Origin of the sequence: Solirubrobacter soli DSM 22325, from assembly GCF_000423665.1 — a bacterium.
GTDB classification, from domain to species: Bacteria; Actinomycetota; Thermoleophilia; order Solirubrobacterales; family Solirubrobacteraceae; genus Solirubrobacter; species Solirubrobacter soli.
This window is the reverse complement of sequence record NZ_KE384074.1, coordinates 1-21865: the sequence shown is the minus strand read 5'-3', so window position 1 is coordinate 21865 and position 21865 is coordinate 1. Positions and strand designations below refer to the sequence as shown.

The 21865-nt window shown below is 73.0% G+C and carries 19 protein-coding genes and 1 pseudogene; 16 read left to right on the top strand and 4 right to left on the bottom strand.

The window, feature by feature from the left end; all coding sequences use genetic code 11:
• Positions 1-68 precede the first annotated feature (68 nt).
• From G569_RS56460 to G569_RS56450, 6 genes are all read left to right on the top strand, one after another.
• Positions 69-3590: a helix-turn-helix transcriptional regulator gene (locus tag G569_RS56460; protein ID WP_037503376.1), complete on the top strand. Its 3522-nt coding sequence runs from the start codon at positions 69-71 to the stop codon at positions 3588-3590.
• 157 nt (positions 3591-3747) lie between these two features.
• Positions 3748-5124: an FAD-binding oxidoreductase gene (locus G569_RS0142755; RefSeq protein ID WP_211233251.1), complete on the top strand. Its 1377-nt coding sequence runs from the start codon at positions 3748-3750 to the stop codon at positions 5122-5124.
• A 175-nt stretch (positions 5125-5299) separates the two neighbouring features.
• Entirely contained in the window at positions 5300-5872 is a 573-nt protein-coding gene (locus G569_RS0142750) for a pyridoxamine 5'-phosphate oxidase family protein (protein ID WP_028067951.1), read from the top strand.
• Positions 5869-6213: a VOC family protein gene (locus tag G569_RS0142745; protein ID WP_028067950.1), complete on the top strand. Its 345-nt coding sequence runs from the start codon at positions 5869-5871 to the stop codon at positions 6211-6213. The genes G569_RS0142750 and G569_RS0142745 overlap by 4 nt, the downstream gene beginning before the upstream one ends.
• Before the next feature lie 38 nt (positions 6214-6251).
• The gene (locus G569_RS56455) at positions 6252-7508 is read left to right on the top strand and encodes an aminotransferase class I/II-fold pyridoxal phosphate-dependent enzyme (protein WP_211233249.1); all 1257 of its coding nucleotides are present in this window, start codon (positions 6252-6254) and stop codon (positions 7506-7508) included.
• The gene (locus tag G569_RS56450; RefSeq protein WP_053227834.1) at positions 7508-8833 is read left to right on the top strand and encodes an MFS transporter; all 1326 of its coding nucleotides are present in this window, start codon (positions 7508-7510) and stop codon (positions 8831-8833) included. The genes G569_RS56455 and G569_RS56450 overlap by 1 nt, the downstream gene beginning before the upstream one ends.
• Here G569_RS56450 and G569_RS56445 read toward each other — a convergent pair.
• Together G569_RS56445 and G569_RS0142725 are read right to left on the bottom strand one after the other, a co-directional pair.
• Positions 8761-9060, bottom strand: coding sequence for a fluoride efflux transporter FluC (locus tag G569_RS56445; protein ID WP_084286338.1), 300 nt, complete (start codon positions 9058-9060; stop codon positions 8761-8763). The genes G569_RS56450 and G569_RS56445 overlap by 73 nt on opposite strands.
• Positions 9057-9404 carry a CrcB family protein gene (locus G569_RS0142725; RefSeq protein ID WP_028067949.1) on the bottom strand — a complete coding sequence of 116 codons (348 nt, stop codon included), beginning with the start codon at positions 9402-9404 and terminating at the stop codon, positions 9057-9059. Before G569_RS0142725 ends, G569_RS56445 begins: the two co-directional genes overlap by 4 nt.
• A gap of 75 nt (positions 9405-9479) precedes the next feature.
• On the opposite strand from G569_RS0142725, the gene G569_RS0142720 reads away from it, so the two are divergent.
• The 4 genes from G569_RS0142720 to G569_RS56440 all read left to right on the top strand — a co-directional run bounded on the left by G569_RS0142720 (position 9480) and on the right by G569_RS56440 (position 13916).
• Positions 9480-10664 carry a PP2C family protein-serine/threonine phosphatase gene (locus G569_RS0142720; RefSeq protein ID WP_245602781.1) on the top strand — a complete coding sequence of 395 codons (1185 nt, stop codon included), beginning with the start codon at positions 9480-9482 and terminating at the stop codon, positions 10662-10664.
• Positions 10661-12184: a sensor histidine kinase gene (locus G569_RS0142715; RefSeq protein WP_028067947.1), complete on the top strand. Its 1524-nt coding sequence runs from the start codon at positions 10661-10663 to the stop codon at positions 12182-12184. Before G569_RS0142720 ends, G569_RS0142715 begins: the two co-directional genes overlap by 4 nt.
• Complete coding sequence (locus G569_RS0142710) at positions 12184-12630, top strand: response regulator (protein ID WP_028067946.1); 447 nt, start codon at positions 12184-12186, stop codon at positions 12628-12630. Before G569_RS0142715 ends, G569_RS0142710 begins: the two co-directional genes overlap by 1 nt.
• A gap of 176 nt (positions 12631-12806) precedes the next feature.
• Positions 12807-13916, top strand: coding sequence for a PQQ-dependent sugar dehydrogenase (locus tag G569_RS56440; protein WP_053227900.1), 1110 nt, complete (start codon positions 12807-12809; stop codon positions 13914-13916).
• Here the strand turns inward: G569_RS56440 and G569_RS56435 are convergent.
• The gene (locus G569_RS56435; protein ID WP_053227832.1) at positions 13872-15164 is read right to left on the bottom strand and encodes an MFS transporter; all 1293 of its coding nucleotides are present in this window, start codon (positions 15162-15164) and stop codon (positions 13872-13874) included. The genes G569_RS56440 and G569_RS56435 overlap by 45 nt on opposite strands.
• 53 nt (positions 15165-15217) lie before the next feature.
• Between G569_RS56435 and G569_RS0142695 the strand changes: the two genes are divergently transcribed.
• Complete coding sequence (locus tag G569_RS0142695) at positions 15218-16855, top strand: hypothetical protein (protein ID WP_037503370.1); 1638 nt, start codon at positions 15218-15220, stop codon at positions 16853-16855.
• Here G569_RS0142695 and G569_RS0142690 read toward each other — a convergent pair.
• Entirely contained in the window at positions 16842-18326 is a 1485-nt protein-coding gene (locus G569_RS0142690; RefSeq protein WP_028067944.1) for an ATP-dependent DNA ligase, read from the bottom strand. The two genes, G569_RS0142695 and G569_RS0142690, sit on opposite strands and share 14 nt — an antisense overlap.
• Positions 18327-18351: 25 nt before the next feature.
• Between G569_RS0142690 and G569_RS0142685 the strand changes: the two genes are divergently transcribed.
• From G569_RS0142685 to G569_RS56425, 5 genes and pseudogenes are all read left to right on the top strand, one after another.
• A complete protein-coding gene (locus G569_RS0142685) occupies positions 18352-19155 on the top strand; it encodes an SDR family oxidoreductase (RefSeq protein WP_028067943.1) in 804 nt (267 codons plus the stop codon).
• A gap of 19 nt (positions 19156-19174) precedes the next feature.
• On the top strand, positions 19175-20050 hold the full coding sequence (locus G569_RS0142680) for a DMT family transporter (RefSeq protein ID WP_037503367.1): 876 nt from the start codon (positions 19175-19177) through the stop codon (positions 20048-20050).
• Entirely contained in the window at positions 20047-20706 is a 660-nt protein-coding gene (locus tag G569_RS56430) for a GntR family transcriptional regulator (RefSeq protein WP_053227831.1), read from the top strand. The genes G569_RS0142680 and G569_RS56430 overlap by 4 nt, the downstream gene beginning before the upstream one ends.
• Before the next feature lie 48 nt (positions 20707-20754).
• Positions 20755-21423 carry a hypothetical protein gene (locus G569_RS0142670; protein WP_157592702.1) on the top strand — a complete coding sequence of 223 codons (669 nt, stop codon included), beginning with the start codon at positions 20755-20757 and terminating at the stop codon, positions 21421-21423.
• Positions 21423-21865: pseudogene (locus G569_RS56425) on the top strand (hypothetical protein); the annotation flags it as partial. The gene G569_RS0142670 and the pseudogene G569_RS56425, both read left to right, overlap by 1 nt.

The following is a 21865-nucleotide window of genomic DNA, read 5'->3' as shown; positions in this document are numbered from 1 at the left end:
TACCGGATAGATTTCCCCGCGTGGTCGAGGGTCACGCGACCCGCATACGTGTATGCGGGCGACTCATCGTGGAGCTTCAGGGACGGAGGCTCGAAGACTCCCTGCGCGGACGCCAGGGCCGTCTGCTGTTCTCCTACCTCACCCTCAACCGGGACCGGCCCGTGCGCCGCGACGAGCTCGCCGAGGCGCTCTGGAGCGGGAAGGGCGCCCCGCCCGCGTACGAGTCGCTGCTCGCTCCGCCGCTCTCGCGCCTGCGCAAGGCGCTCGGCCCGGGCGTCCTCGAGGGCCGTTCCGAGCTGCAGCTGATCCTCCCGGCTGACGCTTGGGTCGACTGGGAGGTCGCGCCGCGCGAGCTGCGCCGCGCCCGTGAGGCCTCAGACCCGCGCGTCGCCTGGGATGCGGCCCGGGCCGCGCTCGAGATCGCCGACGGTGGGCTCCTGCCCGGCCTGGAGGCGCCGTGGATCGACGCGCGCCGCGCGGAGCTCGCCGACCTGCGGGTGGAGGCGCTCGAGACCGTCGCGGCCGCGGGCGCCAAGCTCGGCGGCGCCGCGCACCCGGAGGCCGAGCAGGCCGCCCGCGCCGCCGTCCAGGCGCAGCCGTTCCGGGAATCCGCCCGCGCCGCGCTGATGGAGGTCCTGCGCGCCCGCGGCAACGCCAACGAGGCGCTGCGGGTCTACGAGGACATCCGCGTCCTGCTGCGCGAGGAGCTCGGCAGCTCGCCCGGCGCGGCGCTCGTCGCCCTGCACGAGCAGCTCCTGCGTGACGATTCCGCGCCGCCGGCGCCGCAGCCCGCGCGCAAGTCCAAGCCGAAGGCGTCCGCCACGCTGGTCGAGCGCGAGCGCGAGGTCGCGCAGCTGGACTCGATGCTCGAGGAGGCGATCGAGGGCGAGGGCCGCGCGGTGCTGATCGAGGGCCCGCCCGGGATCGGCAAGTCGCGGCTGATGGCCGAGTTCCGGCGGCGCGCGGTCGCGGAGGGCGCGTTCGTGCTCAACGCCCGGGCGGGCGAGCTGGAGCGCGAGTTCCCGTTCGGCGTCGTCCGCCAGCTCTTCGAGTCCGTCGTCGCCGAGTCCGACGTGTTGGCGGGCGCGGCCGCCCCGGCGCAGGTCGTCTTCCGCAACCCGGACGAGAACGGTTCCCACGGCGGCGACGCGTCCTTCGCCGCCCTGCACGGCCTGTACTGGCTGGCGCTCAACCTCGCCGCCGAGCACCCGCTGCTGCTCGAGATCGACGACCTGCACTGGTGCGACCGGCCATCGCTGCGCTTCCTCGCCTACCTCGTCCGCCGGCTGGAGGGCCAGCCGGTGCTCGTCACCGCCTCCGTGCGCACGGGCGACGCGCCGACCGACGCCGCGCTGCTGGCCGAGATCGCCAACGACCCGGCGACCGCCCACATCCGTCCCGGCCCGCTGTCGGAGGAGGCCGTCGGCGCGCTGGTCGCGCGCCGCCTCGGCGCCGAGCCCGATCGCTCGTTCCGCGAGGCCTGCCACACGACCACCGGCGGCAACCCGCTGCTCGTCCGCCAGCTGCTCAATGCGCTGGAGACCGACGCGGTCAAGCCCGACGCGGCCCACGCCGACGTCGTGCGGGCAATAGGTTCGCGCGCGGTGTCCAGCTCGGTCCTGTTGCGGCTCGCGCGGCTGCCCGGCGAGGCGTCCACGGTCGCGCGGGCGGTCGCGGTGCTCGGCGAGGGCGCGGACCTGCCGGCCGTCGCGGGCGTCGCCGGGCTCGACGAGGCACAGGTGGCGGGGACGATGGCCGCGCTGGCGCGGGCGGAGATCCTGCGCCCGGACCCGCCGCCGGGCTTCGTCCACCCGCTCGTCCGCGACGCCGTCTACCACGGCCTCCCCCTGGGCGAGCGCGAGCTGCTGCACGGCCGGGCGGCGGGCGTCCTGCGCCGGATCGGCGCGCCGATGGACCAGATCGCGGGGCAGCTCACGCACACGCCGCGCAGCGGCGACGAGGAGATCGCGCGGCTGCTGCACGAGGCGGGGAACGCGGCGTTCGCGCGCGGCGCGATCGACAACGCGGTCGGCTACCTGCAGCGCGCGCTGGACGAGCCGGCGCCGGCCTCGATGCGGCCGCGGCTGCTGCTCGATCTGGGGGAGGTCGAGGCCCTGCTGACCGGTCCGGGCGCCGCCAAGCACCTGCGCGAGGCGTACGACGGGCTGACCGACGACCACCTGCGGATTCGCGCCGCGAACGCGTTGGGCCGCGCGCTGCTGTTCACGACGTCGCCCGCCGAGGGCGCGGCGGTCGCGCGGGAGGCCGCGGCGTCGCTCCCGCCCGAGCTCGCCGACGAGGCGCTCGCGCTGGAGGCGTTCGCGCTGATGGGGATCCCGTTCGGCTCAGGCGATCCCGCGGAGGCCGCCGTCACCGAGCCATACCGCCACCGCGTCCCGAAGACGCTGGGCGAGAAGATGATGACCTCGTTCGCCGCGTTCGAATGGCAGCGCCGCGGCGGCCATGTCGACGAGTGCGTCGCCCTCGGCCGCCTCGCGCTCGAGGGCGGCGACGTCCAGAATCGCGACCCGAACCTGCTGACACTGGCCGCGCTGCTGCCGATGATCATCGGCGACCGCGAGGAGGCGCTGACCGCCTTCGACTTCGCGATGCTCGACGCGCACCGCCGCGGCTCGCTGTTCGCCGTCACCGGCATGTACCTGTGGCGCGGGTTCTGCCTGTTCTGGCGCGGCGACCTGCTCGATGCCGAGGAGGAGCTCACGCAGGCGTTCGACCAGGCGGAGGCGTGGGGCTACGGGCGCGACACCCTGCAGTGGAACGCGGCCCACCTGTCCTGGTGCCTGACCGAGCGGGGCAAGCTCACCGAGGCGCGACAGGCGCTCGTCCGCGCGCCCGAGCGCGGCGGCGGCTCCGACGGCGCCCGCTACTGGTGCAACGCGCGGCTGGAGCTGCTGGTCGCCGAAGGCCGCTTCGAGGACGCGGTCGAGGCCGCCGACGAGTACGCGCAGCGTTTCCACCTCTGGCACAACCCGGCGGCCGCGCGCTGGAGCTCGCTGAAGGCGATCGCGCTCGACCAGCTGGGGATGAAGCGCAAGGCGATCGAGCTGGCGTCCGAGGAGCTCGACCGCGCCCGCGACTGGGGTGCGCCGGGTACCGTCGCGCACTCGCTGCGGGTGCTCGGACTGCTCGAGGGCGCCGAAGGGCTGGAGCGCCTGGAGGAGGCCGTCGAGGTCGTCTCCCGCGCGCCCTCGCGGCTGGAGCTCGCCAAGTCGCTGGCGGGTCTTGGCTCCCTGCGCCGCCTCGCCGGCCGGCCCGACTACGCCCGCGAGCCCCTCACCCGCGCCCACGAGCTCGCCGAGGTCTGCGGCGCCGAGCGGTTGGTCCGCCAGATCCAGCGCGAGATGCTGGCCGTGGGCGTCGAGCCCGCACTCGCCATGCCCCGCGGCGTGAACTCCCTCACCGCCAGCGAACGCCGCGTCGCCGCCCTGGCCGCCGCCGGCCGCGCCGAACGCGAGATCGCCCAGGAGCTCTTCGTCACCCCGCGCATCATCGAGATCAAGCTCGGCAGCGCCCTCCGCAAGCTCGGCGCGTCCTCCCAAGGCGAGCTCGCCCTCGCCCTCGAAACCTAAACCCCACCTAAATTACCTGACCCCTTAGGTGCGATTTAGGTTCGCCGACGGCGCAGCGCCGTGCCACAACCTAACGGCGAGATAAAGGGTCAGGCACTTAAGGTCGGGTTTAGAAATCTCGCGGCAATGCGCGGCAAGGTCTGGGCAACGGTGGGGCGTGAGTGTTGACGCCATGTCGATCATCGATCCTCCCCGCGATGACCTCTCCCTGCTCCGTGAACTGTGTGGCGGTGCCGTCGCCCTTCCCGGCGACGACGGCTATGACGCGGCCCGTGGCGGCTTCAACCTCTCGCTCGACCCGCGTCCGGCGGCCGTGGTGTATCCCGCCGACGCCTCCGAGGTCGCGGACGTCATGCGCTTCGCCCGCGGCGTGGGTCTGCGCGTCGCCGCGCAGACGACCGGCCACAACGCGGGCCCGCTGGGCGACCTGAGCGGGACGATCCTCGTCAAGACCTCGGGCATGGGCGGCGTCGCGATCGACGCGGCCAACCGGACCGCCCGCGTCGGCGCCGGTGTGCTGTGGGAGGACGTCGTCGACGCCGCCGCCCCGCACGGCCTCTACGCGCTGCACGGCTCCTCGCCCACGGTCGGCGTCGCCGGCTACTCGCTCGGCGGCGGCATGGGCTGGCTCGCCCGCAGCCACGGCCTGCAGACCAACAGCCTGACCGCGGTCGAGCTGGTCACGCCCGACGGCGAGCTCGTCCGCACGGACGCGGACAACGACCCCGAGCTCTTCTGGGCGCTGCGCGGCGGCGGCGGGAACTTCGGCATCGTCACCGCGCTCGAGTTCCGCCTCTACGAGCTGACCGAGATCTACGCCGGGATGATGGTGTGGGACTGGACCGAGGCCGCCCGCGTGCTGAAGGTGTACGCGCAGTGGGCGGTCACCGCCCCCGACCACATCACCACGTCCTTCCGGATCATGCAGCTCCCGCCGCTGCCGGAGATCCCCGCGCCGATCCGCGGCCGCTCGATCGTCATCATCGACGGCGCCGTCCAGGGCGACCCGGACGTGATCGCGCCGCTGCGCGCGCTCGAGCCCGAGATCGACACGTTCGCGACGATCCCCGCTCCCGCGCTCATCCGCCTGCACCAGGACCCGGAAGAGCCGATGCCCTTCACGAGCGAGACCGCGCTGATCGAGGAGCTGCCCCAGGCCGCGATCGACATGCTGGTCTGCATGGCCGGCCCGAAGAGCGGCTCCCCGCTGGCAGGCGTGGAGCTGCGCCAGATCGGCGGCGCGCTCGCCCGCCGGGAGCCCGGCCACGGCGCCGCCGGCGGCATCGCCGGCCAGTTCGTCCTGTTCATGGGCGGCATGGCGATCGACGCCAACATGGGCGCGTTCATGCGCGACTACATGTCCCGCGTGAAGGCCGCGATGGAGCCGTGGAGCCTCCGCGGCACCTACCTCAACTTCGCCGAGGACAAGGTCGACGCGTCGCTGACCTTCGGCGCCGAGTCCTGGGCGCGGCTGCAGGCCGTGAGGACGCGCATGGACCCGAACGGGCTCATGCACGCCAACCACGCCATTTAGCGCCCGCCCCGTCGCCTCCGACGGATTCCGGCGCGCCCCGCCCGCCGCTGCCCGGCGGCGGCCGCCGCAGTCGTACCACCGGTATGTCGGCGGCGTCCGCCGCCGGCAGCGACGACCGGTGATCTGGCCGGCGATCCGCCGGAGACGGCGGTGCGAACGCTTAGACTCACCGTGCATGGGCCGCATTTACGAACGCATCGACGAGTACCAGAAGGCATGGATCGCCAAGCAGTCGATGTTCTTCGTAGGTACGGCCCCCTCGGGTGACGGCGGACACATCAACGTCTCCCCGAAGGGTCCGATCGGGACCCTTCGGGTGCTCGACGACCACACCGTCGCCTACCTGGACATCGTCGGCAGCGGGGCGGAGACGATCGCCCACCTGCGCGACAACGGCCGCATCTGCGTGATGTTCTGCGCGTTCGAGGGCCCGCCGCGGATCCTCCGCCTGCACGGCCACGGCGAGTACGTGCGCCCGGACAACGCCCGCTTCGACGAGTTGCGCGAGCTGGGCTGGGCCGAGCCCGAGATCGCCGAGTCGATGCGGGCGTTCATCGTCGTCAACGTCACCCGCATCGCCGACTCCTGCGGGTACGGCGTCCCGCTGATGAGCTACGAGGGCGAGCGCCCGCACATGGACCTCTCGACCGCCAAGCGCATCCGCGTGGAGGGTGAGGGCGCCATGCGCGTCTACGAACGCGACAACAACTGGGAGTCGATCGACGGGCTCCCCGCCTTGTCGTCGTGACCATCATCGGCGCCCACGCGATCCTGTACGCGAAGGACGCCGAGGCGACACGCGCGTTCCTGCGCGACACGCTGGAGCTCAAGTCCGTCGATGCCGGCGGCGGCTGGCTGATCTTCGCCCTGCCGCCCGCCGAGATCGCGGCGCATCCGGCCGACGAAGCCGCCGTCGAGCTCTATCTGATGTGCGACGACCTCGACTCCACGATGGCGGAACTCAGGGCCAAGGGCGTCGAGTTCACCCGCCCGGTGAGCGACGAACGCTGGGGTCGATTGACGGCGCTGCGCGTGCCGGGCGGCGGTGAGCTCGGGCTCTACGAGCCCCGCCACCCGACCGCCATATAACCGGCGCATTACCGGTCCCGCCTACCAAACGGGGGGCCATGACGAGCCTCATCGACCTCACCCCGTCCACCCCTTGGCTGGAGCGGTGGCTCCAGACCTGCGGGGATCTCGCCGCCCTCAAGCACTCGCACCCGATGATGGACGCCGTCATCGACGAGCAGCAGGGCCGGATGATCCGCATCGGCGACCACTGGCTCGCCGACTTCGCCTCCTGCAACTACCTCGGGCTGGACCTGGACCGCGAGATCATCGAGGCCGTCCCCGCCTACCTCGACGCCTGGGGCACGCACCCGTCCTGGTCGCGCCTCCTCGGCTCGCCGGTGCTGTACGAGCAGATCGAACGCAAGCTGGTCGCGCTGCTCGGCTGCGAGGACGCACTCGTGATGGCCACGATCACCCACATCCACATGTCGGTGATCCCGCTGCTGGCCGGCAACGGGACGATCTTCCTCGACGCCCGCGCGCACAAGACGATCTACGACGGGTGCCACGTCGCGAAGTCCCGCGGCGCCACCGTCAAGCGCTTCCGTTTCGAGGACCCGGACCACCTCGACACGCTCCTGCGCGAGTCCGGCGGCGAGACGAAGCTCGTCTGCATGGACGGCGTGAACTCGATGACCGGCAACGCCCCGGACCTGCGCGCGTTCGCCGCGGTCGCCCGCGCCCACGGCGCGCTGCTCTACGTCGACGACGCCCACGGCTTCGGCGTGATCGGCGAGCGCCGCCCCGACGAGACGTGCGCCTACGGCATTCGCGGCAACAGCGTGGTCAAGCACGCCGACGAGACCTACGACAACATCGTCCTCGTCGGCGGCTTCTCGAAGGCCTACTCGTCGCTGATGGCCTTCATCGCCTGCCCCACCGAGGTCAAGGACCTGCTCAAGGTCGGCGCACCGCCGTACCTGTACTCCGGCCCGTCGCCGGTCGCCTCGCTGGCGACCGTGCTCGAGGGCCTGCGCGTCAACGACGAGCGCGGCGACCACTTGCGCAAGACGCTCTGCGAACACACGCTCAAAGTGCTGGAAACCGTCGACCGCGTCGGCGCCCACACGCCCAACCGCTCGGGCTTCCCGATCGTCGAGCTGCCGATCGCCGACCACACGAAGATCGCCGAGGTCGGCCAGTTCCTCTTCGACCGCGGCATCTACGTGACGCTGGCCGCGTTCCCGCTGGTCCCGAAGGCCGAGGTCGGCTTCCGTGCGCAGATCACCTCGGCCAACACAGCCGACGAGATCTTCATGCTGTGCGAGACGATCGAGGAGCTCGCCGAGCGCGGCTGGCTGCAGCGCGCCTGATGCACCACTCCTACGAGGGCCTGGACCGCGTCGGCGGCTTCAGCCGCGTGCGGCTGCTCGCACCGCTGCGCCACCGCGACTTCCGGCTGCTGTGGACCGGCATGTGCGTGTCGCTGCTCGGCGACGGCATGTTCATGGTCGCGATGGCGTGGCAGGTCTACGCGCTCTCGAACGTCCCGACCGCGCTCTCGCTGGTGGGGATCGCGATGGCGGTGCCGACGATCGCGCTGCTGCTGATCGGCGGCGTCGTCGTGGACCGGTTCGACCGGCGGCGGGTGATGGTCGCGGCCGACGTCACCCGCGGCCTCGCGGTGGGGCTGCTCGCGCTGCTGTCGCTGACGGGGGCGATCGAGCTCTGGCACGTCGTCGCGCTGGTCGCGGTCTACGGCGTCGGCGCGGCGTTCTTCAACCCGGCGTTCGACGCGATCGTGCCGGACGTCCTGCCGGAATCCGACCTCGGCCAGGCGAACGCGCTCGACCAGTTCGTGCGCCCGCTGGCACTGCGGCTCGCGGGTCCGGCGCTGGGCGGCCTGCTGGTGGCGGCGGTCGGCGCGGGAGCGGCGTTCGCGTTCGACGCCGCGTCGTTCGTGCTGTCGGCAGGCGTGGTGCTGTCGATGCGGGCCCGGCCGACGCTGCGCACGGCCTCCGGGAGCGTCGTCGCCGACATCCGCGTGGGGTGGAGCTTCATCCGGGGTCGCGTCTGGCTGTGGGCGACGTTCGCGAGTGCCGCCATCGCCTACCTGCTGTTCATGGGGCCGGCCGAGGTCCTGCTGCCGTACGTGGTCAAGAACGAGCTGGGCGGGAGCGCGGCCGACCTCGGCATCGTCTTCGCCGCCGGCGGCATCGGGTCGGTGCTGTGCGCGGTGATCATCGGCCAGGGCGGGCTCCCGCGCCGCGACATCACCTTCATGTACGCGGTCTGGACGCTCGGGACGCTGTGCGTGGCGGGGTACGGGATCGCCAACGCGGTGTGGCAGCTGATGCTCGCCTCGTTCGCGTTCAACGCGTTCGAGACCGCGGGGACGATCGTCTGGGCGACGGCCAAGCAGAAGCATGTTCCGGCGGCGCTGCTCGGCCGCGTCTCGAGCCTCGACTGGCTGATCTCGATCGGGCTGCTCCCGCTGAGCTTCGCGCTGACCGGGCCCGTGAGCGGGGCGATCGGCGTGCGGGAGACGTTGATCGGCGCGGGGGTGCTGGGCGCGGTCGTCACCCTGGCCGCGTTGTACGCCCCTGGCATGCGCGCGATCGAGGGTCAGAACGACGAGCCGAGCGCGAAGCCGGCCGAGGCCACCGCCAGGCCGGCGACGATCGAGGTGGCGATGTAGGTGCGCTCCACCATCCAGGTCGAGAACGTGGTGTAGCCGCCGAGGAAGCCGGTGCCGGCGATCATGAGGACGGTGGAGCTCGGGTGCAGTCCGGTGACGAGCCCGGCCACGAACGCGCCCGTGAGGTTGACGAGCAACGTCCCGCGCGGGGCGAAGCGCTTGGACGCCTGCCAGCGCAGGAACGCGCCGAGCGAGCCCGCGGCCGTCATCGCCACCCACGCGATCATCGGCGCGCCAACTTCGCTCCCGCGTGTGCCGCCGCCAGCCCGACGATCACGCTCACGGCCAGATACAGCGCCGCCAGCGGGACGTGCCCGTCGTCGCCCAGGACGACGATCTGCACCTGGAAGGTCGAGAACGTCGTCAGCGCGCCGCAGAAGCCGGTGCCGACGAACGGGCGCCAATGCGCCTTGGCGATCACCACCCACCCGAGGATCAGCGAGCCCGCGATGTTGGCCACGAAGGTCGCCCACGGCCACGTGCCCGGATGCACGGGCATCGCTTCTGCGAGGCCGGCCCGCGCCAGCGTGCCCAGCGCGCCTCCGGCGATCACCGCGGTCGCGTCGTTCACGGTGCCGCAGGCTACTGGGCTTGGGGCGCCGTTCCCGTGGGTATGGTGGGGCAGCTTGCGGAGCCAGAACGACACGTGAGTCCTCCAGAGACCGTCAACACAGCTCCGCGTGACACCGCGGCAGCCTCGTCGCCGATCCGGATCCTGCTCGTCGAGGACGACGACGGGGACGCGCTCCTCGTCGAGGAGCTCCTCGCGGTCAGCGGCGCCCACGTCGAGCTCCTGCGCGAGCCGACGCTGGCCGGCGCGCGACGCGTGCCGTTCGACGAGATCGACTGCGTCCTGCTCGACCTCGACCTGCCCGACGCCCACGGCCTGACCGCGCTGCACCAGCTCAAGACCGACCGGGCGGACATGTCCGTGCTCGTGCTGACGGGCTTCGACGACGAGGTCCGCGGCACGCAGGCGGTCGCCGCGGGCGCGCAGGACTACCTGGTCAAGGGCCAGATCGACGGGCAAGGACTGGCGCGCGCGGTGCGCTACGCGGTCGAGCGCCGCCGGGCCGACGAGGCGCGCCAGCAGCTGGAGCTCGCCCGCGCGCACCAGGAGGAGAACGCGCGGTTGGAGCGCGGCCTGCTTCCGGCGCCGCTGGTCACCGATCCCGCGCTGCTCCTGACCGCCCACTACCGCCCGGGGCGCCAGCGGGCGCTGCTCGGTGGCGACTTCTACGACGCGGTGCAGGTCGCGGACGGCACGGTGCACGCCGTGATCGGCGACGTGTCCGGCCACGGTCCGGACGCGGCCGCTTTGGGTGTCTGCCTGCGGATCGCGTGGCGGACGCTCGTGCTCTCGGGCGCAGACGACATCCTTCCCACGCTGCAGCGGATCCACGACGCCGAGCGCCACTTCGCGTGGATGTTCACGACGCTCGCGATGATCTCGGTGGCGCCGGACCGCTCGTCCGTGTCCGTCCGGGTCGCGGGGCACCCGCCGCCGCTGCTGATCGCGCGTGGCATCACGACGTTGGAGCCGGCGTTCGTCGATCCGCCGCTCGGAGTGGTCGATGACGCGGCGTGGACACCCGTGTCGCACGACCTGCCGGACCGCTGGTCGCTGCTGCTCTACACCGACGGGCTGATCGAGGGCCGCACCGGCGTGGGGTCGGACCGGCTGGGCGGCGAGGGCCTGGAGGCGATGGTGCGCGGATTGCGCGACGAGACCGCGCCCGGGCTGTTGACCGCTCTCGTCGAGGGCGCCGAGGAGCTCAACGGCGGCCCGATGCTCGACGACGTCGCCGCGTTCCTGGTGCAACGGACATGATTCGCCGCCGTCGGTTGACGGCGAATCAGTGGTTCGCGATCTCGGTCGCGCTGCTCGTCTTCGTCGGCGTACTCGGCTCGGTCGCGTCGGCGATCGCGCTCTCGCGGCTCGGCGACGCGCGCGAGCGGCTGGCCGACCGGCTGGACCCCGCGGCGATCACGGCCGAGCAGATCAAGGCCGCGTTGACCGACCAGGAGACGGGCCTCCGGGGCTTCATGCTCGGCCGGGACGACCGGTTCCTCGATCCATATCGGTCGGGTCAGCGCGACGAGGCCGCCGCGCTCGCGCGGTTGCGCGCGATCGCCGCGCTCGACGACGTGCGCTTCCTCCACGATCCCGTCGACGCGGTCGGGCGGACCGCCGCCGAGTGGCGTAGCGGCTACGCCGAGCCGACGATCGCCGTCGTGCGCTCGGATCCCGCCGCCGCGCGGACACCTGGCGCCGTCGAGGCCGGCAAGGAGCGCTTCGACGCCTTCCGGGCGGCGATCGCCGACCTCCAGCGCGTGCTCACTCCGGCGCGCGAGTCCGCCCGCGCCGAGCTCGACCGCAACGCCGACGTCGTCCGCTTCTGGGTCCTCGGGACCGGCATCGTGATCCTCTTGAGCGTCGCCGCCGTGGCGCTGACGCTGCGCCGCCAGCTCGTCGTTCCCGTCCAGGAGCTCGCGCGGGCGGTGCGCAAGGTCGCCCGCGGGGAGTTCGGGACCGAGGTGCGCGGGTCGGGGGCGCGCGAGGTCGTGGACCTGGGGGAGGACGTCGACGCGATGCGGGCACGGATCGTCGCCGAGCTCGACGCGCTGCGGGTCGCCGAGGCCGACCTCCGGCGCTCCAACGCCGAGCTCGAGCAGTTCGCCTACGTCGCCTCGCACGACCTCCAGGAGCCGTTGCGTAAGGTCGCGTCCTTCTGCCAGTTGCTCCAGCAGCGCTACGGCGGCCAGCTCGACGAGCGCGCCGACCAGTACATCGCCTTCGCGGTCGACGGCGCCCGCCGCATGCAGGACCTGATCAACGACCTGCTGGCGTTCTCGCGCGTGGGGCGGATGGAGCAGCCGCACGTGGACGTCGACTGCGGCCTGTTGCTGGAGCGCGTGCGCGGGGACCTGTCGCGGGCGATCGAGGAGAACGACGCGGTCCTGGAGGTCGACGGGACGCTGCCGACCGTGCACGGCGACGCGGGGCTGCTGCGCCTCGTCTTCCAGAACCTGATCGCCAACGCGATCAAGTTCCGCGGCGAGGTGGCGCCGCGGGTGGTCTTGAGCGCGACGCGCGACGGGGACTTCTGGCGGTTCCGCTGCATCGACAACGGCATCGGGATCGACGCCGAGTACGCGGAGCGCATCTTCGTGCTGTTCCAGCGGCTGCATCCCCGCACCCAGTACGAAGGCACGGGCATCGGTCTCGCGATGTGCCGCAAGATCGTCGAGTACCACGGCGGTCGCATGTGGCTGGACACGGACACGACGGCCCTCGGCTCGGGTTCTACCTTCTATTTCACGCTTCCCGCCAAACGACCGGAGAGTTGATGACCCCAGACGACAGCCAGCCGATCAGCGTCCTCCTCGTGGAGGACGACCCCGGCGACGTCGTGCTGATCGAAGAGGCGTTCGAGCACAACAAGGTGCGCAACTCGTTGAAGATCGTCGGCGACGGCGTCGAGGCGATGGACTACCTCCGCGCCCCCGACTCCGACCGTCCGGACCTCGTCCTGCTCGACCTCAACCTGCCCCGCAAGGACGGCCGCGAGGTGCTCGCCGAGATCAAGTCCGACCCGGCGCTGCGCTCGATCCCGGTCGTCGTGCTCACGACCTCCAAGGCCGAGGAGGACATCCTGCGCTCCTACGACCTGCACGCCAACGCCTACGTGACCAAGCCGGTCGACTTCAACCGCTTCATCGACGTCGTGCGTCAGATCGACGAGTTCTTCGTCACCGTCGTCAAGCTCCCGGGGCACCGCCCGCCGCCGGCCTGATCATGCGCGGCGCGGCGCCACCGCCGATCCCTCGCGGCCGCCGGCCGCGCCTCGCCGCCCGCGCTGGCACGCCGCGCCGCCCCGCCCGCGCCGTCACGCGGCATCGCCCCGCCCGCGCCGTCTCACCTCGTCGCTCCGCCCGCGTCGTCGCCCCGCGCCTCGCCGCGTCCACGCTCGTGGCCCTCGTTCTCGCGGCGTGCGGTTCGTCCTCCTCCGGCGACGCGGTCCGCTCGACCTCGACGCCGACCGATCCCGCGCCGTCGCCCACGGCCACCGCCACCGCGACGGCGTCCGCGACCGCCACACCCGCCCCGACGCGGACGCCACGCGTTCCTACGCGCCGCACCGTATCTACGGGACTCGACGTACCGTGGGGTATCGCGTTCCTGCCGGGCGGCGACGCCCTCGTCGCCGAGCGTGCGACCGGAAAGATCCTGCGTATCCCGGCAAAAGGTGGTCGTGCGCGGGCGGTCATGACGGTGCCAGGCGTATCGGCCGTGGGGGAGGGCGGCCTCCTCGGATTGGCTATTTCTCGCCAGTTCTCTCACGACAAGCTCATCTACGCGTATCTGACCTCGGCTTCCGATAACCGCATCGTTCGCTTCCGCCTCGGTGGCAAAGTGCGCAATCTCGTCACAGGTCTGCAGAAGGCCGGGATCCACGACGGCGGCCGGATCGCGTTCGGCCCGGACGGCAAGCTCTACGCGGGCGTCGGCGACGCCGGCAACACCGCCAACGCGCAGGACCGAGGGTCGCTCAACGGCAAGATCCTGCGGATGAACCCCGACGGGAGCGTCCCGGCGGGCAACCCGTTCAAAGGCTCGCTGATCTGGACCTGGGGGCACCGGAACGTCCAGGGTCTCGCGTGGGATCGGCGCGGGCGGATGTGGGCGAGCGAGTTCGGTCAAGACACCCGCGACGAGGTCAATCTGATCCGCCGCGGCCGCAACTACGGGTGGCCGGAGGTCGAGGGCGTCGGCCCGACGCAGGACGGGCGCTTCACGAACCCGCTCGTCACCTGGTCGACGTCCGAGGCGTCACCCAGCGGCGCCGCGATCATCGGCTCGCACCTCTACGTGGCGGCGCTGCGGGGCGAGTGCGTGTGGCGAATCCCGCTGCGCGGGTCGTCCTTGGGCAAGCCGACCCGGATGCTCGCCGGCCGCTACGGCCGCATCCGCACCGTCGCGGCCGCGCCCGACGGAACGTTGTGGGTGGCGACGTCGAACCGCGACGGCCGCGGCTCACCGCGCTCCGGCGACGACCGCATCATCGCCGTCAAGGTCTGATCCGCCGGCTGCCACGGCCGGTTGCCTCCCGTCGAACGCGATCAGCGCGGGAAACAGGAGCGCGATCAGCGCGATTCCGGCCACGCACGCGAGCCCGCCGCTGACGACGGCGACGCCCGCGGTCGTCACCGAGGCCGCGATCCCCGACTCGAGATCGCCCAACCGCGGCCCGCTCGTCACCACGAGCATGAAGATCGCGGACATCCTCCCGCGGAGCTCCTCAGGGGTGACGGTCTGGTTGATGATCGAGCGGCAGACGGCGCTGATGCTGTCGGCGGCGCCCGCGAGCGCCAGCAGCGCGGCGGCGGGCCAGATCGACGGCATGAAGCCGGCCGCGGCGATCGAGAGTCCCCACACCGCCACCGCGCCCACGACGATCCGCCCGAGCCAGCGGGCGTGCTCGACCCAGCCGGTCGTCAGCGCGGCGATCGTCGCCCCGGCGGACACGGACGCGTACAGCAGGCCGGTGCCGCTCGCACCCGCGTCGTAGACCGTGAGCGCGAGCACCGCGAAGAGCGCGCGCGGCATGCCGAACGTCATCGCGACGAGGTCGGCCGCGAACGACCCCATCAGCGCGCTGTTGTGGCGGACGAACGTCAGTCCCTCCTTGATCGAGCGCAGGATCGGCGGGTGCTCGGTCTCCGTCGGCGCCGGATCGAGGCGGGGGAGGGCGACGGTGATGCCGAGCATCGCGACGAAGCCCACGGCCTGGATCGTGTACGCCGACCCGACGCTCGTCGCCGCGATCAGCAGGCCGCCCAGCGCGGGCCCGACCACCGCCGACACCTGGTGGAGGCCATAGCTGAGTGAGAGCGCGGCTCTGAGCCGATCGCCCGCCAGCGCCGGCACGACGGCGGAGCGGGTGACGTTGTCGACGGTCGAGCCGGCAGCGAGCAGCGCCGCGAACGCGAAGATCAGGGCGACCGGCGGGTCCTCGGCGAACGAGATCGAAGCCAGCGCCGCCGCGGACGTGGCGATCGCCAGCTGCGCGGCGAACATCAACCGCCGCCGCTCGACCCGATCCGCGATCGCGCCCGCGAACAACGAGCACACGACGATCGGGATCAATTCGACGATTCCGAGGAGGCCCACCAACGCCGGCGAATGCGTCAGCGTGTAGATCTGAAACGGGATCGCGACCAGCGTGGCCTGTGACCCCAGGCCGGAGATCAGCTCCCCGGAGATCAGCAGCCGGAGACCACGGTTCTCGCGCAGGACGCTCAGATCCACCGCGATCCGCCGCTTCATCGAGCAACCAGTGAAGCACCAGGTCGTGCCAGGATGGGTACACGGGTGTTCTGATGGCGCGCATCGACACACCGGCGGATCCCTTCACCGACCTCGCGTTCGAGCTCGAGAGCTTCGACTGGACCGCCGCCGACCGGATCGAGGTCTCCGGCCGCTGGTACGGCGTCCGCGGCCGGCGCTTCGTCCGCCCGACCCTCCACACCCGTGTGGACGGCCGCCGCCGGCGCCTGATCGCCGTGCTCGACCACAAACCCTGGGCCGCCGACACCGACGATCTCTGGACCGCCGCCTTCACCTGGCGCGGCGCCCAGTCCGGCGTGACCGACCCCCGCCTCGAGGTCTCCCCCGACGTCATCGTCGACCTTCCCGCCCCAGGCGCCGCCGCACCGAGCCGGCCACTGACCCCGCGCCCCCGCCCGAAACCCGAACCCCGCCGCCCCCCGGCGCCCCGCCGCCCGGAGCCGGAGGCGCCCACCGAGACCGAACCGCCGGCCGACGAGCTGTCCCCGGCAGCCGCGAGCGCAAAGCCCAAGGCACGCGCCAAGCGCAAGCCCCCGGCCGCGAAGAAGCCGCCCGCGGCAGGTCGGAGCGAAGAGGCCGCGGCGCCGCGCCCCACGGACACCGCCGCGCCGTCCGCCGAAGCCGAGCCGGCGCCGGCCGCCGAGGCGACGCCCGCGGCCGACACTTCGCCTCACGCCAAGCCCGCGCCGCGGGCGGAGGCGCCGCCCGGGACTGCGGCGCCCACCGACGTGCCGCCCCGCGCTGACACGCTGCCCGCCCGCGCGGACCCGGCGACCGACGTCTCGCCGCCCGCCGACCCCGCGCCGCGCAGCGAGGCGCCGCCGGTTGAGCCCGCGGCGCGCGCGGAGGCGCCGCCGCTCGCCGCCGCGTCCACGGCCGACGTCTCGCCGCCCGCCGACCCCACGCCGCGCAGCAAGACGCCGCCGGCTAAGCCCGCGCCGCGCGCGGAGGCGCCGGCGGTCGCCGCCGCGTCCACGGCCGACGTCTCGCCGCCCGCCGAGCCCGCGCCGCGTCCCACGACGTCGCCCGCCGGCGCGGAACCCGCGGCCGACGTCTCGCCGCCCGTCGACCCCGCGCCGCGCGCCGCCACCCCGCCCGCGACATCATCCGCCGCGCGGCCGGTGCCACCCGCCGCCGCGCGGCCGGCGCCACCCGCCGCGGCGGCGCCGCCGTCAACCTCCCTTCACACCCCGAGCGCCGACGTGCCAGAAACGCCGGTGGTGCCCGCACACGCGCCGACGACGGTGGCGGCGGAGATCGCTGTGCTCGCGCTCGAGCGGCGGTTGGTCGAGGAGCGGGCCGAGCGGGAGGCGCTCGCGCGCGAGCTCGCCGAGGCGCGGCAGCAGATCGAAGGGCTGTCGTCGCACCACGACAGCGCGGTCGAGCGGGCGCAGGAGATCGTCGAGCTCGAGGGGCAGTTGGCGGTGTCGAATGCGCGGGCGCAGGCTGCTGTCGCTCACGTCACGCGGCTCGAGCGGGAGTTGGCGGAGATGCAGGTCGCGGCCGAGAACGCGCAGCCGGTCGAGGTCAAGCCGCTGCCGCCTCGCACACCGCGCACGCCGCGGCCGAGGCGGACCGAGGAGTGGGACACGCGGACGCGGGTCGCGGCGATCGTCGTGGTGGCGGTGGCGCTGATCGTCGTGCTGACGATCCTGATCACGCTGATCTGAGCGCGAGCACCGACTCGAGGGTGTCCGCTTCGGACGCCGGCTTGTCCTCGCGGTAGCGCACGACCCGCGCGAACCGGAGCGCGACGCCACCCGGGTAGCGCGGCGAGGTCTGGACGCCGTCGAACGCGATCTCGACGACCAGCTCGGGCCGCACGAACACGACGTGCCCGGCGCGTCGCTCCTCCAGCGAGAGCAGCTTCTCCGTCTGCCACTCGAGCATCGCGTCGGTCAGGCCTTTGAAGGTCTTGCCGAGCATCACGAACCCGCCATCAGCGCCTCGCGCGCCCAGGTGGAGGTTCGAGAGCCAGCCGCGGCGCCGGCCCGAGCCCCACTCGACGCCCAGGATCACGAGGTCGAGCGTGTGGACAGGCTTGACCTTCACCCACGCCGACCCGCGCCGTCCCGCCTCGTAGGGCGCGTCCAACGCCTTCACCACGACGCCCTCGTGACCGGCGGCCAGCGCCTCCGAGAGCATCTCCGGCCCTCCGCGCGGGACCCGCCACTCCGCCGGCACCAGCGCCGACAGCGCCGCGGCACGCTCAGAACCCGGTCGATCGAGCAGGTCGAGCCCGTCGAGATGCAGCAGGTCGAAGAACATCGGCGTCAACGCGACCTCGTGCGCCCCGCGCGACGCGAACCGCGACCCGGTCACCTGGAACGGGTAGGGCCGCCCGTCGTCGCGCAGCGCGATCGCCTCGCCGTCCAGGACGAACGCGGCGCCCGGCAACGCCGAAGCCGCCGACACGATCTCCGGCAGCCGATCGGTCACCTCGTCCAGCGTGCGCGTGAAGATGCGGACGCCCGAAGCGGACCGATGGACCTGGATGCGCGCCCCGTCGAGCTTCCACTCGACCGCGGCGGGCCCGGTCTTCTCGATCGCGGCGGCGACGTCGGCGGCCGTCGACGCGAGCATCGGCGCGATCGGGCGGCCGACCTCGAGCTGGAACGACGCCAGCGCCTCCGCACCGCCGTCCAAGGCGGCGACGGCCACCGCGCCCAGGTCTCCGCGCAGCATCAACGCCCGCCGCACGGCGCCGACCGGCACGCCCGCGGCCGCCGCCACCGCGTCGCCGACGACGGCCGCCAACGCCCCCTGCCGCAGGTCCCCGATGATCAGCGCTCGCAGGAACGCCTGCTCGGACTCCGTCGCGCGACCGAGCAACCCCGCGAGGGCCGCCCGCCGCGCGCCCACCGACCCGGCGCCGCTCAGCTCCGCCAGGGCGGCGAAGGCCACATCCACGTCGGCGACCGTCAGAGACGCCGTCGAGGCGGCCGGCGGCAGCTCCCGCAGCGACGCCCACCCGACCCCGAGCACCCGCTGCCGAGGCGCGCCCGCCAGGTACCCGGCGCCCGCCGCCCGCTCGCCTTCGTCCAGCCCCCGCAACGCCTCCGCCAGCCGCGCCACCTTCGCCTTGCGGCCTGACATCGCACGGACGTCCTCGGTGGCGGCGGCGAGCTCGGCGAACAGCATCCGCACATTCAATAGGCTCGCCCAGATGCTCGACGGCCGCACCGTGCTCGTCACCGGCGCCTCGACCGGCATCGGGCGCGCGACCGCGCTCCTGCTCGCGCAGCTGGGCGCGAACGTCCTCGCGGGCATGCGCACGCCGCAGGATCTGGGGCAGGGCATCACGACGATCCACCTCGACGTCCTCGAACCCGAGCACCTGAGGGAGATCGAGCGCCTCGACGGCCTCGTCAACAACGCCGGCATCGCGATCACCGGCCCGCTCGAGTTCCTCCCGATCGACGAGCTCCGCCGCCAGCTCGAGGTCAACGTGATCGCCCAGCTCGCGGTGATCCAGGCCTGCATGCCGGCCCTGAGACGGGCCGGCGGCCGGATCGTGAACATCTCCTCGATCGCCGGCCGGGTCGCGCTGCCGCTGTACGGACCGTACGCGGCGTCGAAGTTCGCGCTGGAGGCGCTGAGCGACTCGCTGCGCCGCGAACAGCAGGACGTTCCCGTCGTCCTCGTCGAGCCGGGCTCGATCGCGACCCCGATCTGGGACCGCTCGCTCACCGCCGCCGACGCGCTGTACGAGGCGATGCCGCCCGTCGCCCACGAGCGCTACGGCAAGCTCGTCGCCTCGCTGCGCGCGCTCGCGCAGCGCCAGAACGAAGAGGGGCTGCCGCCCGAGGCCGTGGCGCGGATCGTCGCCACCGCGCTCCTCGCCGAACGTCCGCGCACGCGCTACGTCGTCGGCCGCAACGCGCAGATCCAGGCTGCCATCGCCCGCGTGCTGCCGGGCCGCGCCATGGACAGGCTCTTGCTCAAACGTATTGTTGAACAATCGCGATGATTGTGCAACAATCGAGCGCATGTCCAGTACCGCGCGCCTCCAGGTCCTGCTCGCCTCGCTCTGCTTCGGCACGACCGGTACCGCGCAGGCGCTCGGGCCGGACGGCCTGTCGCCCGCCGGCGTGGGTGCCGGGCGAATCCTCGTCGGCGGCGGGCTGCTGGTCCTCGTCGCGCTGCTCACCAGGGGCGGACTGACGGCGCTGCCGAAGCGGCCGCTGCTGCTGGCCGCCGGTGCCGTCGCGACCTACCAGCTCTCGTTCTTCGCCGCGGTGCACGACACCGGCGTCGCGGTCGGGACGATCGTCGCGCTCGGCTCCGCACCCGCTCTCGCGGGTGGGATCGAGTGGGCGGTGGAGCGGCGCGCGCCCTCCCGCGCCTGGGCGGCCGCGACGGCCCTCGCCTGCGCCGGGGTCGCGATGCTCGCCCTCGCCGGCACGGACGCGAACATCTCGCTGCCCGGCGTCGGCCTCGCGCTGTGCGCTGGCGCGTCCTACGCGGGCTACACGCTCGCGGCGAAGCGGATGCTCCACGCCCACTCGCCCGAGACCGTGATGGCGGGGGCGTTCGGGCTGGGCGCCGTGCTGCTCCTGCCCGTGCTCGTGTTCGCCGGCGGCGGGCTCGCGACGCCCGCCGGGGCCGGCCTGATCGTGTTCCTCGGCGTGGTCCCGACCGCGGTCGCCTACCTGCTCTTCGCCCGCGGCCTGAAGCAACTGAGCGCTGCCGAGACCGCCACCCTCACCCTGGCCGAGCCGCTGACCGCGGCGCTGCTCGGCGTGATCGTGCTGGGCGAGCACCTGACCGCGCCCGCGATGCTCGGCGGGACGCTGATCCTCGGCGGCCTGGTGGTGCTGGCGGCGCCCGACATCCGCCGCCGCCCCGCTACGGTCACCGTGTGAGCACGGTCGAGACCGTCGTAGCCGCGCTGCGGCAGGAGATCCTCCAGGGCGAGCGGCCCGGCGGCCAGCGGCTGATCGAGCAGGAGCTGACCGCGCGCTACGGCGTCGCCCGCCACACGCTGCGCGCCGCGTTGCGGGAGTTGGCCGCGGAGGGGCTGGTGCGGATCGAGCCCAACCGCGGCGCGCGGGTGACCCGCCTGACGGCGGAGGAGATCGTCGAGCTCTACGAGTTGCGGACGGCGCTCGAGGTCGAAGCCGCCCGCCTCGCGCTCGAACGCCACCGCGGCCGGCTCCCGGCCTCGGTGCACGCGGCGCTGGCGACGCTCGAAGCCGCCTGCGTCGAGCGTGCGTGGGGGCCGATCAACGAGGCGCACGCGAACTTGCACGGCTCGATCGTCCACGCGGCGGAAAGCCCGCGCATCGAGGCCGCCCACGCCGCGCTGAACGGCGAGATGCAGCTCTTCCTCGCGCAGTTGGAGCCGCTCTGGAGCGTCGAACGCATGGCAGCCGACCACGCCGCGCTCGTGCGGGGGCTGGAGCGTGACGGGCCGACTGTGCTGCGAGAGCACCTCTCTGAATCAGCGGCGGCCTTGGTGGCGGCCGAGGCAGGGGACGCCGCGCGGGCGGCCCGTGTCGGCGATCCGCCCGCGCGGTAGAGGAGGGAAGTGGGCGCTCGATCGGGAGACATGCGGAGCGCCTACTGATTGGATTCCCTCGTCAAGAGGCGAAAAACGGGGAAACCGGTGTTCTGTCAGGTTTCCAACGAAAGCCATCTGGCGGGGGCGGTTGTCATCCTTGTCCGCGTCAACTCCACAAGAGGAGACTCGTTGACACGCAGATTCGACATCGGGCCATTCGTTCTGGCCCTCGCGGCGCTTGTGTTGCTGGTGAGCCTGTTCCTGCCGTGGGTGGACTACGGCCAGGCAATTGCCGGCGGCGCAGACGCCGGCAAGGTGAATGCTTGGCGGCTATTCGAGATCACCGACCTCATCCTCGCGGCTCTCGCGATCGGCGCTTTCGTCGCGGCGATCGGGCTGATCGTGCCGACCGTCGACCTGGTCGACCGCCGCTGGCTGCCCTGGATCGTCGGGGCGGCGATCGTGCTCGTTGTGAACCAGTTGATCGCGCCGCAAACCTCGATCGGCGACCCCGCACTCGGGGCCTGGATGGCATTCGCCGCCACGATCTTCATGGCGCTCGGCACCCTCCTGGCACTCGGCAAGGTCCACTTCGCGGTCGCCGTCGAGGGCCGTGACCGGCGCCGGCGCGTGAGCGCGGTCGATCACCGTCCGCCGCCCACCGAGTCCGGCGAGCCCGTCTCGCAGCGTTCCTCGCTGCTCGACGACCCGCCCGAGGCCGGCACGGAGACCTGATGCCGGCCGTCGGTGAGGTCTCGTTCGATCTCGAGCGCTTCGAGTGGACGGCTGACGACCGCCTCGAGGTCGTCGGCCGCTGGCACGGCGTCCGCGGGCGCCGCGTCTCGCGCCCCGCGCTGACCGTCGACGCGGGCGGGAGGCGCCAGCGGCTGTCCGGCAGCCAGGAGTCCGAGGAGCCGTGGATGGCGTCGTTCGCGTGGTCGGGCGACGACATCGCGGGGGCCGAGCTCGAGATCGGCCGCACGCTGGTCGTCGAGCTGCCGCCGCCGCGCCGCCGGCGCCGTCGCAGCGGAGCGGCGGCCGAGAGCGACCTGCGCGCGCAGCTCGAGGAGACCCGCGCCGCACTGGCGGCCGCGCAGGCCGAGCTGGCGCAGCCGCGCGACGAGTCGGCCGGGCTCGCCGAGGCCCGCGCCGCGCTGGCGGCCGCGCAGGCCGAGCT

Excerpts from the sequence above, each read along its gene's own strand:
- G569_RS56455 (WP_211233249.1), top strand. The coding sequence starts at position 6,252 with ATGACGAGCCTCATCGACCTCACCCCGTCCACCCCTTGGCTGGAGCGG.
- G569_RS0142680 (WP_037503367.1), top strand. The coding sequence starts at position 19,175 with ATGTCCAGTACCGCGCGCCTCCAGGTCCTGCTCGCCTCGCTCTGCTTC.
- G569_RS0142710 (WP_028067946.1), top strand. The coding sequence starts at position 12,184 with ATGACCCCAGACGACAGCCAGCCGATCAGCGTCCTCCTCGTGGAGGAC.
- G569_RS56435 (WP_053227832.1), bottom strand. The coding sequence starts at position 15,164 with ATGAAGCGGCGGATCGCGGTGGATCTGAGCGTCCTGCGCGAGAACCGT.
- G569_RS0142715 (WP_028067947.1), top strand. The coding sequence starts at position 10,661 with ATGATTCGCCGCCGTCGGTTGACGGCGAATCAGTGGTTCGCGATCTCG.
- G569_RS56450 (WP_053227834.1), top strand. The coding sequence starts at position 7,508 with ATGCACCACTCCTACGAGGGCCTGGACCGCGTCGGCGGCTTCAGCCGC.
- G569_RS0142685 (WP_028067943.1), top strand. The coding sequence starts at position 18,352 with ATGCTCGACGGCCGCACCGTGCTCGTCACCGGCGCCTCGACCGGCATC.
- G569_RS0142750 (WP_028067951.1), top strand. The coding sequence starts at position 5,300 with ATGGGCCGCATTTACGAACGCATCGACGAGTACCAGAAGGCATGGATC.
- G569_RS0142695 (WP_037503370.1), top strand. The coding sequence starts at position 15,218 with ATGGCGCGCATCGACACACCGGCGGATCCCTTCACCGACCTCGCGTTC.
- G569_RS56445 (WP_084286338.1), bottom strand. The coding sequence starts at position 9,060 with ATGATCGCGTGGGTGGCGATGACGGCCGCGGGCTCGCTCGGCGCGTTC.
- G569_RS0142690 (WP_028067944.1), bottom strand. The coding sequence starts at position 18,326 with ATGCTGTTCGCCGAGCTCGCCGCCGCCACCGAGGACGTCCGTGCGATG.